This window comes from Arcicella rosea (assembly GCF_040543805.1).
Classification (GTDB): Bacteria; Bacteroidota; Bacteroidia; order Cytophagales; family Spirosomataceae; genus Arcicella; species Arcicella rosea.
The window spans coordinates 120,634-134,154 of sequence record NZ_JBEUMS010000014.1 but is presented as its reverse complement, the minus strand read 5'-3'; the positions used below and the strand labels follow the sequence as shown (position 1 = coordinate 134,154).

Annotated in this window: 13 protein-coding genes; 11 read left to right on the top strand and 2 right to left on the bottom strand. The window is 33.2% G+C overall.

Annotated elements, in window-relative coordinates; genetic code table 11:
- The first annotated feature begins 91 nt into the window (after window positions 1-91).
- The 11 genes from ABID42_RS17595 (at window position 92) to ABID42_RS17545 (ending at window position 12,008) form a co-directional block, all read left to right on the top strand.
- Entirely contained in the window at window positions 92-988 is an 897-nt protein-coding gene (locus tag ABID42_RS17595) for an FKBP-type peptidyl-prolyl cis-trans isomerase (protein WP_367284797.1), read from the top strand.
- Between the two features lie 16 nt (window positions 989-1,004).
- The gene (locus ABID42_RS17590) at window positions 1,005-1,883 is read left to right on the top strand and encodes an FKBP-type peptidyl-prolyl cis-trans isomerase (RefSeq protein WP_367284796.1); all 879 of its coding nucleotides are present in this window, start codon (window positions 1,005-1,007) and stop codon (window positions 1,881-1,883) included.
- A 62-nt stretch (window positions 1,884-1,945) separates the two neighbouring features.
- Window positions 1,946-2,518 carry a non-canonical purine NTP diphosphatase gene (locus ABID42_RS17585; RefSeq protein ID WP_367284795.1) on the top strand — a complete coding sequence of 191 codons (573 nt, stop codon included), beginning with the start codon at window positions 1,946-1,948 and terminating at the stop codon, window positions 2,516-2,518.
- A gap of 234 nt (window positions 2,519-2,752) precedes the next feature.
- Complete coding sequence (locus ABID42_RS17580) at window positions 2,753-5,305, top strand: DUF5686 and carboxypeptidase-like regulatory domain-containing protein (RefSeq protein WP_367284794.1); 2,553 nt, start codon at window positions 2,753-2,755, stop codon at window positions 5,303-5,305.
- 658 nt (window positions 5,306-5,963) lie between these two features.
- The gene (locus tag ABID42_RS17575; RefSeq protein WP_367284793.1) at window positions 5,964-6,875 is read left to right on the top strand and encodes a sensor histidine kinase; all 912 of its coding nucleotides are present in this window, start codon (window positions 5,964-5,966) and stop codon (window positions 6,873-6,875) included.
- Window positions 6,872-7,663, top strand: coding sequence for a LytTR family transcriptional regulator DNA-binding domain-containing protein (locus ABID42_RS17570; protein WP_323258326.1), 792 nt, complete (start codon window positions 6,872-6,874; stop codon window positions 7,661-7,663). Before ABID42_RS17575 ends, ABID42_RS17570 begins: the two co-directional genes overlap by 4 nt.
- Window positions 7,664-7,946: 283 nt before the next feature.
- Window positions 7,947-8,597 carry a glycerol-3-phosphate 1-O-acyltransferase PlsY gene (plsY, locus tag ABID42_RS17565; RefSeq protein ID WP_323258327.1) on the top strand — a complete coding sequence of 217 codons (651 nt, stop codon included), beginning with the start codon at window positions 7,947-7,949 and terminating at the stop codon, window positions 8,595-8,597.
- A 76-nt stretch (window positions 8,598-8,673) separates the two neighbouring features.
- A complete protein-coding gene (locus ABID42_RS17560; RefSeq protein ID WP_367284853.1) occupies window positions 8,674-10,074 on the top strand; it encodes a dipeptidase in 1,401 nt (466 codons plus the stop codon).
- A gap of 210 nt (window positions 10,075-10,284) precedes the next feature.
- Complete coding sequence (murQ, locus tag ABID42_RS17555) at window positions 10,285-11,115, top strand: N-acetylmuramic acid 6-phosphate etherase (RefSeq protein ID WP_323258328.1); 831 nt, start codon at window positions 10,285-10,287, stop codon at window positions 11,113-11,115.
- 151 nt (window positions 11,116-11,266) lie between these two features.
- Window positions 11,267-11,608: a cytochrome C gene (locus ABID42_RS17550; RefSeq protein ID WP_323258329.1), complete on the top strand. Its 342-nt coding sequence runs from the start codon at window positions 11,267-11,269 to the stop codon at window positions 11,606-11,608.
- 109 nt (window positions 11,609-11,717) lie between these two features.
- Entirely contained in the window at window positions 11,718-12,008 is a 291-nt protein-coding gene (locus tag ABID42_RS17545) for a hypothetical protein (RefSeq protein WP_323258330.1), read from the top strand.
- A gap of 83 nt (window positions 12,009-12,091) precedes the next feature.
- Here ABID42_RS17545 and ABID42_RS17540 read toward each other — a convergent pair whose 3' ends face one another.
- Complete coding sequence (locus ABID42_RS17540; protein ID WP_367284792.1) at window positions 12,092-12,541, bottom strand: DUF5606 family protein; 450 nt, start codon at window positions 12,539-12,541, stop codon at window positions 12,092-12,094.
- A 90-nt stretch (window positions 12,542-12,631) separates the two neighbouring features.
- Window positions 12,632-13,234, bottom strand: a complete 603-nt coding sequence (gene yihA / locus ABID42_RS17535) for a ribosome biogenesis GTP-binding protein YihA/YsxC (RefSeq protein WP_367284791.1) — start codon at window positions 13,232-13,234, stop codon at window positions 12,632-12,634.
- Window positions 13,235-13,521: the final 287 nt, after the last annotated feature.

Genomic DNA, 13,521 nt, shown 5'->3' with positions numbered 1-13,521 from the left:
CAACAATGGATTTCGTTATTTTGCGTTTCAAATAAGAGTTTAGTTTCGTTATAATTTTAACGAATAACTGATAATCAAATAACAGTCAGTAATGATGAAGTTCAAATTATTAAACCTTTTAGTGTTTGGGGCGGTAGTGAGTTTGCTCAGTTCATGTCTTTCTTCGGTTGTATTGGAAGAAAATGTAATCGACCAACAAAACGAAACACAAATCCAGCAATATATCAGTAGTAAAGGCCTAACGATGCAAAAAGCTGGAAATGGGGTTTATTATACAGTTACTCAGTCGAATGCAAGTGGTCGCCAAATGCTTTTGGGCGATACTATACGTTTGCATTATGTCATTAGCAGACTCGACGGTGTTAAAATTGATAGTTCTTCGGTACTAACTAAGAAGCCTTTTACGTTTTATCACAACGGTGCGAATACCAATATCTTTTTGAAATTCCTTTCTTTATTGCATGAAGGAGAAAAAGGTACGTTTATTTTACCATCAAGATTAGTGGGCGGAGGAGTAGCTTTCCCAAATTTAGCAGCTAACCAACCTGTTCGTTGTGATATATCTTATTTCTACACATTCGGCGAAGAAGCAGATATTGATCATTATATCGCCAAAAACAATATTACAGTTACAGAAAAAACCACAGAAGGAGTTAGATATATCAAAACCAGAGATGGTTCTGCTGACTTAATTGCTGGAAAAGTAGCTAAGATAAAATATACCGGTAAATTCTTAAATGGTGAAATCTTCGATACAAATCTAAATAAAACAGATTCGTTGAGTTTAACCGTGGGTTCTACAGCGGCTTCCTTTGTAACAGGTTTTATGGTAGGAGCGAATAAAATGAAACTTGGAGAAAAGGCAACCATAATTTTCAGATCAGCACTAGGTTATGGAGCCACTGGAGATTCAAGAGATGGAGGGAAAATTCCACCATACACACCCCTTATTTTTGAATTAGAAATAGTAGCAATGAAAGATCAATAAAAATAAATACAAAACAATGAATAAAAGTATATTTTGGGTAATGTTGGTTGGCGTTGTGGGTTTACTTACTGCCTGTTCGAGTGGACTTGAAGATACAAGCCAAAGATACATCGAGAATGAAAATAAAGTAATTCAATACGGCAAAGCCAACAATCTGACACTTACCAAAGAAGCTAACTCTGGCACTTATTATGCAGTAACTACTCCAAATACTTCAGGAAGAAGCCCTAAGGAAACAGAATTAGTAAAAGTTTTTTATACATATAGAAAATTAGACGGAACATTAATTGATAGCACAACTACAGTACCATCTAGTTTCCCTTATTATACTTACAATACCATTTTAAATATTCCTGCTGCATTATTAAAAGAAGGTGAAAAAGGAGTATTTATTTTTCCAGAAACAAGCCAATATACAGAACCAACAATTTTAAGTATTGAATTGATTTCAACTCGTAATGAAACGGAACAAATTGGAGAGTTCGTTCAAAGTAAATTTGCAGGATTAAATGTGAATTCAACTAGTACAGGCTTACAATATGTAATTACGAAATCAAACTCTACTGGAGAATTGGTTAAAACTGGACAAACTGTTACCGTTACTTATACAGGGAAATTACTTTTCCCAACGAAAAAAAGAGATAGTAACGGTTTTTATGTTTATAATGAACAATTCGATGCTGGAAGTTTCAGCTTTGTTTTAGGACAGGGTTCAACCGTAGCAGGTTTTGAAGAAAGTGTTTCAAAACTAAAAGTTGGAGATAAAGGAAATTTTGTTTTTCCATCATCATTAGGTTATAGTAAAACGGGTAGTCTTGATAACTCGACAGGAGCTTATACAATTCCTCCGTATTCACCATTAAATTTTGAAATAGAAGTAACTGCGGTTAAATAAATTCATATTTTCATTAAGAGCCTCCTCACGTAGTAATGAGGAGGCTTTTTATTTATTTTATCATGAAAAAACTATGTTTTGCAACGAACAATGCTCATAAAGTAGAAGAAGTTCAAGCTACTTTAGGACAGCACTTTGAGTTACTGACGCTCAATCAAATTGGTTGCCAAGAAGAATTACCTGAAACTGGAAATACTTTAGAAGCTAATTCTTTACAAAAAGCTCAATATCTTTTTGACCATTATCAGGTAGATTGTTTCGCAGATGATTCAGGTTTGGAAGTAACAGCATTAGGTGGTGAACCAGGAGTATTTTCTGCTCGATATGCAGGAGAGCAAAGAAGCCATGCCGATAATATTGCTTTACTTTTAAAAAACTTATCAGGAGTAGAAGACCGTTCAGCGCAATTTAGGACAGTGATTACTTTGATTTTAGATGGAAAAGTAAATCAGTTTGAAGGAATTGTTAAAGGTAAAATCATTGAAGAATTAAAAGGAAGCGAAGGTTTTGGATATGACCCAATCTTTATGCCAGAAGGCTATGAAATAACATTTGCTGAAATGAGTATAGAAGAAAAAGGTGAAATTTCGCATCGTGCAAAAGCTGTTGAAAAATTAATTAGCTTTTTAAAGTAAATATTAAAAACTAGATGAATAGCCACAAGACTAAGTGATTGTTACTTAGTCTTGTGGCTATCTTGCTTTATGGGTTATCATTGTTTCAAAATATGTGTTTTTTTAAAGATTTATACATTCAATGGGGGTTTTGCATAGATGAAATGTCTGTATTCTGCGAGCAAATTTGATATTGCCTCTAAATCATGTAAATTCGAATAGAAAATGCTAATTTCTTTAACATTCATAAAGAGAATGACTTACCCAAAAATTTTAAAACTGCTAATTGTTATAATCATTGCTTTAGCTTATCAAAATACCAATGCCCAATACACTATCACTGGAGTTGTAACTGATGCCAAAAATGGAGACCCTTTACCTTTTGCAACAGTTGGCTTGAAAGGCATAAATGTAGGAGCACAAACAAATTTTGAAGGCATCTATGTCATCAAAACAAAAGTGCTTTCCGATTCTATCTATGTCAGTACTGTGAATTATAAAAAGAGAATGAAAGCTCTTGATAAAAAAGCATTCACGCAAACGATAGACTTTCAATTACAAGGAGAAGCCAAATCATTGGACGAAGTAGTGGTGTATTCTGGTGAAAATCCTGCATTTAAAATTCTTAGAAAACTTAGTGAAAATAAAGCTAAGAATGATAGAAAGCGCCTAAATGCTTTTGAGTATAATTCTTATTCTAAAATGGAATTGGATGTGGATAACCTTTCTGAAAAATTTAAAGAAAGAAAGGTAATGAAGCAAATACAGGGTGCTATTGAAAAGTTTGAAAAATTAGCTGGCGAAGATGGTAAAGCTGTTATTCCAACTTTTATTTCAGAAACGCTTTCAAAATATTACTTCCGTGAAAGTCCTTCAAGAAAGAAAGAAGTTATCTTGAAAAATAACATCAAAGGTATTGGTGTAAAAGAAGGAGGCTTTGTTTCTCAATTAGTTGGTGGAAACATTTTTGCCAATTATAATTTCTACGATAATTATGTACCATTTTTAGGGAAAGATATTATTTCTCCATTTGGTGACAACTGGAAAGGAACATACAAATGGTTTTTATCTGATACAACAAATGTTGATGGGCATATTTGTTATGGAATGGAATTTGACCCTAAAAATGATAAGGATTTAGTTTTTATAGGAAAAGCTTACATTGATACTACTTCGTATGCTTTAGTACAAATTGATGCTACCGTTGGAAAAGAAGCCAACATCAACTTTATTGATAAAATAAAAATATCTCAGGAATTAGAGCAAACGGCTGAAGGTGCTTGGCTGCCAGCAAAAACACGTTTTTTAATTGACATTGCAGAATTAACTAAAAATTCGGCAGGGATGTTGTTGAAAATGTATATTTCAAATAAAGATTTTGTCGTAAATCAACCTAAAGAATTAAGTTTCTATGATTTACCAATAGAAGTAGCAGAAAATTCAAAAGAACCGGACCCGAAATTTTGGCTTGAAGCAAGACATGAATCACTCTCAGCACAAGATATTCTCGCTTCAAAATTAATTGATACAGTTAGAAATGTTCCAATAGTGAAGACTTATGTGGAAATCGCTGAAATCATTGCAAGTGGCTATAAAAGATTTAATAAATTTGGAGTAGGTCCATACATTACACTTTTTTCAGCCAACAAAATTGAAGGTTTTAGAACAAGACTAGGTTTTAAAACGAATTCAGATTTTAGTAAAGAATGGATTTTAAAAGGCTGGGCAGGATTTGGCACCAAAGATTTAGTACTTAAATATGGTGGTGAAGTAGATTATATTATTTCTCGCAGACATTGGACTGTTGCTGGTATTAAACACAGCTATGACTTAGAACGTATCGGATTGACACCAGAATTAATTGGAGACAATAAAATATTCTATGCTTTTACCCGCTGGGGTGCATTTTCTGGTGCTTTCTACAGAAGAGAAAGTGAAGTATTCTATAAAACAGAGCCAACAAAAGGGATTAGTTTTACAGGTTCACTCACGACAAGAGGATTTGATCCACTTTTTGAGTTTCAATATCGTACAAGACCAGACGAAGGAAAAAATTCTCCTACGATAGATAATTACAATGATACTTTTTTTACTGTTGAAGCACGCTTCGCAAAGAATGAAACATTCTTAATGGATGGTAATGAACGCATAACGCTTGGAAGTAAACGTACTCCTACGGTTACACTAACTTATCAACATGGAATGAAAGTCCTCAATGGAGATTTTCGTTATGATAAGTTTATGGCAAAAGTATTTCAATCGTTTCGTATCGGAACAATTGGGCGCTCAGATTATACTTTGCAGGCAGGCTATATTCCAACAGCTTTGCCAGCACCGCTTTTATTCCCACATTTAGGGAACGAAACCTTTTTTTATAATCGTGCAGCATTCAATACTATGCACTATTTTGAATTTGTCAGTGATAAATACGTTTCGTTAAATTATAATCACAATTTTGATGGATTACTCTTTAACCGTATTCCTGCCATTCGTCAATTAAAATGGCGTTTGATTGCTTCAGCGAATGTACTTCTAGGAAGCCAAAGAGCTGAGAATAAAGAACTGATGCAAGAAGCTATACCAGTAATCAATCCAAGACATACTAAAGGAGAATTACAGCCAAGGTATAGTTTTTCAGGACTAGACCCCAACAAACCTTATATAGAAGTTGGATACGGTATTGATAACATCTTTAAGATATTTAGGATTCAGGCATTTCATCGCCTTTCTTACCTAGACCATCTTTCACCATCAGGAAGAAATCCAAGACCTTTTGCATTAAAAGCATCTGTACATTTCTCTTTTTAAGACAAACTTACTAGTTTTACAAAAAGCTCCTACTTTACAGAATATATAGCTGTGAGGTGGGATTTTTTTTGGAAATTAAAAGATTAAAATTGTCTAATCATATTTCCTCAATTGTAAATATCTAGAAACCAGAAATAACAGTTGAACCACCACTAGGTATAGTTATAAACTTATTAGATTTGAAATTTTTAGAATCGGAAAGGCTTGATACAGTTTTTTTCGAGAGGGTTAATTTGCTATTTTTCATCTTAGTATATTAGTATAATGTTTTAAATAATCGTTGTTTACTTTGTTGATTCAAAATTGCAAAGAAAATAGGCATCAGAAAGATACTATGTCTTAATCAGCTTATTATCAGTCTGAAATGTGTTATTATAGATTTGAATTGCCATGTATATATAGTTAACTAGACTATAAATCAATAAGATATATAGAATAATTAAATGAAAAAATATTTAAAATGAATGAAAGAAAGAAGATTCATATAATAGTTTGGACATTATATGTCATTTATTATCAACTAAGCTATATCGTTGTTTCGCTTAAATTTGATTTAATAACGAGCATAATAATTTTGATAAACTGTCTTTGTTGGATAATAATATTTTATTGTTGTATATTATTTATATACCCTAAATTCCTATTTACTCAAAAGTATTTGATTGTAATTCTTTTGAGTATATTAAATGTATCTATTATTACTATAATTAATGTTTATATAATAGTTCTTTTTTTTCCTGATTACCCTGGCGTTGTATTTAATCAAGTACAATTAATTTCTCATTTTTGGAATGCACAGATTTTTACTTTTTATGCTCTTGGCTATTACTTTGCACAGAAATCAATTAACCAACAAATTGAAATTGCTACTCGTGATAGAGAAATAGCCAAACAAAAAATTGCTATTGCAGAAAAGGAAGCAAAAATTGCTAAACAAGAATTGGAAATAGCTATCTTAGCGAAAGAAAAAGCTTTGGCGGAAATGGCATTTTTAAGAGCCCAAATTAATCCGCACTTTATGTATAATACCCTTAATATGATTTTTGAAAGGGTAAGAAAGGCCTCTCGTGAGGCTGGTGATATAGTTCTAGCTTTTGCCGAAATGTTACGATATGCAACCAGTACAAAATCGCAAGAGGATGAAGTAGATTTAGGTGGTGAATTAGATTTTGTAAAACAATATATTGAATTACATTTACAAAGATTTCATTATAAAGTTTATATCGACTTTGAAGAAGACGGAGATTTCTCTTACCACAGAATTGTTCCGATGGTCTTGATTACGATTGTAGAGAATGGCATTAAACACGGTGTTTTTGATGAACCGGATATTGCATTTAGAATAAGAGCCTCTTTAATGGATGAAGTATTTGTGTTTACGGCGACAAATAAGAAAAATCCGTATCCTAATGCCATTGCAGATGCTGGACAGACTGGAATTGGGATTAAAAATATTAAAAAACGACTTTTAACAACATATCCAGCCGAAGCGCATAGTATAGATATAATTGATAGCGAAGAGGACTATACAGTAGTATTTACAGTAAATTTTAACCTTCTGAAGAAATGATTAATTGTGTTGTAGTAGATGATGAACAATCTGCTTTAGATCTTGTAGTAGATTATATCAATGATACCCCTTTCCTTAACTTAGTGGCTGCGACAACCAACCCTATGGAAGCTGTTGGTATTATTCAATCTAGGGAGGTTGATTTGGTATTTGCAGATATTCAAATGCCAAGAATGAATGGCTTGAACTTGGTAAGTCTTTTCGAAAATAAAGTAAAATTCGTAATGACGACGGGCTATCAGGAATATGCTTTGAAAAGTTTTGAATATGGAGTATTAGATTATCTGGTTAAACCATTTTCATATCAAAGGTTTTTGAAGGCTGTTAATAAAATGCCATTTAGCATGACATTGGTTGATGACCCAACGAAATCTGTTGAGGCAGCTCCAGAACAACCCGTTAAAAGAGAAGAATTTATTTTTGTAAAAGTAGATGTAAAAGGAAAATTCCATAAAGTACTTTACAAAGATGTGGTATATATGGAAGCTCAAAAAAGCTATGCTTCTATTTATACGAAGGAAGAACGTATTACGACGAATCTAACGCTTTCGGATTTAGAAAAGCGTTTACCTCCTGATCGTTTTATGAGAATTCACCGTTCTTATATCATTTCAACTGAAAAAATAACAGGTATTGAAGGGGACGAAGTAATCCTTGATAAAGTAGTGAGAATCCCTGTTGGAGATACTTATGCCGATGAATTTACGAAAGCCATTGAAGGAAGTATTTACTATAAAGAAAAAGATAGTGCTACTTTAGTTTATAGAAAAATCGGCGGAGACAAATAGTAAATCGAAGAGACATTTTAAGTATTATAAAGCCTTGGTATATGTAAATTGCCAAGGCTTTATGTTTTTGAAAATTACGGAACTATGCTATGTTATTTTATTAAAGACCTTAAACAAGGCAAGAATCTTAGCTGTTTTTCAAAAATAAAACATTTAAAAGAGCCAATTTGTACAATTTGAAGAACTTTGTGGGGCTTTCGTGTTTTAATAAATTTTGATTTATATTTGTTTTAGAGAAAATAAATATAGCACTGTTTACCTAACATTAATTAATACTCAATCAATGTCAATTTTAGTACTTATAATTTCTTGCACAATTGCTGCATATTTACTTGGTTCTATTCCAACAGCAATTTGGTATGGTGAAGCTTATTTTGGTTTTGATATTCGTAAACATGGAAGTGGTAATGCAGGTGCTACCAATACTTTTAGAGTACTAGGAAAAAGAGCAGGAACAATCGTATTATTAATTGATGCTATCAAAGGTTGGATTGCAACGTCTTTAGCTTTAATGATTTATTATGGGCATCTCATTGAATGGTCTGAATGCCAGAATCTTAAATTACTTTTTGGTTTTGCAGCGGTTTTAGGTCATATCTTCCCTGTGTTTTCTAATTTTAAAGGTGGAAAAGGAGTAGCAACTTTATTAGGAATGGTGATGTCGGTACATCCAGAAGCTGCTTTAGTTTGCATGGTGATTTTCTTTTTAGTATTTATTTCTTTTCATTATGTTTCATTGGGGGCTATCATCGCTTCGTTGTCGTTTCCTATATTACTTTTATTAAAGACTTTTGGTAAAGAAAACGATTTAGTAATCATCTTCGGTTTTATTTTATTTTTACTTATCCTGATTACTCATCGTAAAAACGTAGTGAGATTGTTCAAAGGACAAGAGAATAGAATTTACCTTCGTCCTAAGAAAGAATCCGTTTAAATCGTTAGAAGATATTATATTTGTACCTTCTGTCAGAAAATTGACGGAAGGTATTTTTTTGATAGAATATTTGAGCATCGAACTACAAAATAATAGCTCATCATTACACAATCACAACAACATGAAAAACTATATTGAAGCAAATAAAGAGCGTTTTTTAGCTGAATTACTTGATTTATTAAGAATTCCATCAATAAGTGCTGATAGTAAATACAAAGATGATGTTAGAAAAGCCGCTGAATTTATTGCTGATAAAATTCAATCTGCTGGTGCTGATTTCGTAGAAATCTGTGAAACGGCAGGTCATCCAATTGTATTTGGACAAAAAATAATAGATGAATCTTTACCAACGGTTTTGGTGTATGGACATTACGATGTACAACCTGCTGACCCATTAAATCTTTGGGATTCTCCTCCATTTGAGCCAGTAGTAAAAGACGAAAAAATTTATGCTCGTGGTGCTTGTGATGACAAAGGACAAGTATATATGCACATCAAAGCTTTTGAAACGATGATGGCTACCAATGCTTTACCTTGCAACGTAAAGTTCATGATTGAAGGGGAAGAAGAAGTTGGTTCTGATAACTTGGGTACTTTTGTAAAAGCCAATAAAGAAAGATTAACTGCTGATGTTATTTTGATTTCTGATACGGCGATTATTGCAAATGATATTCCATCAATTGATGTTGGTTTAAGAGGTTTGAGTTACTTAGAAGTAGAAGTAACAGGCTCAAACAGAGATTTACACTCTGGGGTATATGGTGGCGCAGTAGCGAATCCAATCAATGTGTTGAGTAAAATGATTGCTTCATTGCATGATGAAAATAATCATATCACGATTCCTACTTTTTATGACGATGTGGTTGAATTAACGCCTGCTCAGCGTGAAGCAATGGCACAAACGCCATTTGATTTAGAAGCCTATAAAAAAGATTTAGCCATAGATGATGTAAGAGGAGAAGCTGGTTATTCAACCTTGGAAAGAGCATCTATTCGCCCGACTTTGGATGTGAATGGTATTTGGGGAGGTTATATCGGAGAAGGTGCAAAAACAGTATTGCCTTCAAAAGCTTCTGCAAAAATTTCAATGAGATTGGTACCAAACCAACAATCAGATAAAATTACTGAATTATTTACAAAGCATTTTCAAGCGATTGCACCAGCAGGAGTAACAGTAACTGTTCGTCCACATCATGGTGGTGAACCTTATGTTACCCCAACAGATTCTAAAGAATACAGAGCTGCCGAAAAAGCAATGGAAGAAAGTTTTGGCAAAAAACCAGTGCCTACTCGTGGGGGCGGAAGTATTCCGATTGTGGCTTTATTTGAGAAAGAATTAGGCTTAAAAACTGTATTAATGGGTTTTGGATTAGATTCAGATGCTATTCACTCGCCGAATGAGCATTACGGTTTATTTAATTTTTACAAGGGAATAGAAACCATACCTTTATTTTTTAAATATTACGCAGAATCATAAAGATTCAGTAAAATATAGCAAAGGTCTGCTGTATTTTATAGTAAAACCATTACAGTCAAGATAGGACTGTGCTTAATTAAAAAGGCAAATTGTTATATTTGCAAAAAAGATAGAAGCGTTGCTACGTAATAAAATATCTTAATACAAAGATTAAAGAGAGGTATAAGTGTTGATTTTTGCCTTTTCTGAAAGAATTGAATTATAATCATCATGACCGAAATTAATTTAGAAGCTCTTACAACAGAAGAATCCTCACGGTATGATAACCTTGATGAAATGTCAGTACGTGAGATTTTAGAAGGTATTAATAATGAGGACAAAACAGTGCCTTATGCTGTAGAAAAAGCCATTCCCCAAATAGAGAAACTAGTTGCAGAGATTGTTCCTAGAATGAAAAAAGGAGGAAGACTTTTCTATATCGGAGCTGGAACAAGCGGACGTTTAGGAATTGTAGATGCCTCAGAATGTCCACCAACTTTTGGTGTACCTTTTGATTTGGTCATTGGTTTAATTGCTGGGGGTGATGGCGCTATTCGTAAAGCAGTTGAAAATGCAGAAGATGATATTGAACAAGCTTGGAAAGATTTAGAAGCTTACGATATTCATGAATTAGATACAGTAATCGGTATTGCAGCTTCTGGAAGAACGCCTTATGTTATCGGCGGTTTAAACAAAGCTCGTGAAAATGGATTGTTGACGGGTTCTATTTCTTGTAATGAAGATAGTGAAATCTCTAAAGCTGCTGAATTTAAAATTGAAGCCATTCCAGGACCAGAATTCGTAACCGGAAGTACTCGTATGAAATCAGGGACGGCTCAAAAGTTAATTCTAAATATGATTTCAACCTCGGTGATGATTCAATTGGGAAGAGTAAGAGGAAACAGAATGGTTGATATGCAACTGAGCAATAATAAATTGGTTGTCAGAGCAGAGAATATGGTGATGGAAGAATTAGGAATTACTCGTGATGAAGCAGAAAGCTTATTGCAAAAACACGGAAGTGTTAGAGCTTCAGTAGATGCCTACAGAGCCAGCCATTAACATATTGTTAACATCAAGTATTAAAACAAGCAACTATGTTTGTCGTTATAAGTGAAATTACTTAAACCATAAACAAGTCTTATTGCTAATTATAATTATCCGAACAAATAAGATTTAATCAATATATCAGTAACCCTTTCTTTTCTTTATTATGAAAAAAACGATATTTAGCGCACTATTGCTTGCAGGTTTAGCAATTAATGCAAAAGCTCAGGACTTCCCAGAGGATATTAAGCCACTTGTAACGAAGTACGCTTGTACTGCATGTCATAAAGTTGATGCTAGACTTGTTGGTCCTGCTTATACAGATGTGGCAAAAAAGAAATATACTAATGAGAAAATTGTAGAATTAATCGGTGCTCCGAAGCCTTCTAACTGGCCAGGTTATCCTCCAATGGCTGCTTTAAAAGTACCTAAAGAAGATGCAATGAAAATTGCAGGATGGATTAATTCATTAGCGGCAAAATCAAAAGGTAAAGCTAAAAAAAGCTAAGAGCGATTAAACATTATCAAAATACCTTGACATCGGTAACGAACTGTCAAGGTATTTTTTTTGTTCGCTCAATATTAGTATTTTTAATCGAGCCACAATTTTTATTGATATGAACAAATACCAAGTAACTGTTTATTTTAGTGTTGATCAAGAATTCATGACACTCGTTCCTGAACATCGCAGTATTATTAATGATTTAATTCTGAAAGGAGTAATAGATTCTTACGCTATTTCGGCGGAAGTAGGTCGTGGATGGATAATTGTCAATGCTAAAAGTAAGGAAAGTGTTCATAAATATCTGCAACGTTCGCCTTTGTACAAATACTTTGAATTAGAAATAGACCAATTGATGGTTTATGACTCGCAATCGTACCGTTTTCCTAAAATGTTAATGAATTAAAAAAGATTATAACAATCTCAAACATAAAAAAGCCTTGAATGTTGGAAAACATTCAAGGCTTTTTACTTATAATAAAAATATTTTTAAGCTTCTTCTGATTTTGTTTCTTCTGCTGTTTCAACAACTTCAACCACAAATGCTTCTGGTAAATTTGCTGAAATGATATTATACCAACTAATCATTTTTTTCACGTCAGAACCATGAACACGTTCACGGTCGAAGTTTGGAACTACTGTTGCTAAGAAATCATAAAGATCAGCTTCTGTAGCATTTTTCGTATTTAATTCAACTTTCTCGCCGTGTGTTTCTCTGATTTTTAAGAAAATATTCGCTAAAGGCATCGCTGCATCTTGATGATCTTCAATATAAACTGAAATATCTTTTAATACTGATACACGTGCATTCGCTCCAACAACCGAACGTGTTTTCTTTCCATCCAAACTTTCAACAATTACTCCTGTACGTGTTGGTTTTAAAATTCTGTATAAACCACTTTGGCCAGAAATATTGGCTATTTCTTTTAATAATTCCATGTTTTATTTTAATGATTTGTTTTTGCAAAATTACTCAATAAGTTCTTAGCAAAATAGTACAAGACTTGAATTCCTAGTTGCTAAGTGCTTTTAACCTTTAAATTCAATGTTCAATTCATTGATTGTTCGCAAGATTTCATCTCTACCAGAGCCATTAACGGAAGAGCTCACGAAAAATTGTGGCATTTCTTCCCATGTTTCAAGGAGTTTTTCTTGATACAATGCCACGTTTCTATCGGCTGCTGTTTTCGATAATTTATCCGCTTTTGTGAAAACTAAACAGAAAGGAATACCTTCTTCTCCCAAACGATTGATAAATTCCATATCAATTTTTTGTGGTTCGTGACGAATATCTACTAATACAAAAGTATAAAGTAAATTTTCACGATTTGAAAGATAATTATGGATCATTGATTCAAATTTCTCACGTTCTGTTTTACTGATTTTGGCATAACCGTAGCCCGGTAAATCTACCAAATACCATTTTTGATCAATCAAAAAGTGATTGATTAATTGGGTTTTCCCAGGCGTTTGCGAAGTTTTCGCTAAACCTTTTTTCTGAACGATGGTATTGATTAAAGACGATTTACCCACATTCGAACGACCAATAAATGCATATTCTGGTTTATCAGGCTTTGGGCATTTTTCGTATTCTGTATTACTCTGTAAAAATATTGCTTCTGAGACTTTCATAAAACTGATGTTGAAACGCTACTCATTTTCTATAAATGAAATACGTCTTTTTAAAACTTTTACAAATTTACGGAAGATTTAGGACTTCTCTTGCTTCTTGGAAATTTACTCGACGTATGGCGCTGTTTAGGAGTCAATTACTGTCCGCAAAAGCTGATACCTATGAATAATCTGATGATTTCTTTCTCTATGAAAATCCAGTCTGATGAAACAATCGTATCTTTGTGAAAATTACAGCGATTTCACGCATTCGCTTTTATCAATACCACAAACGATTCTAGAAATCG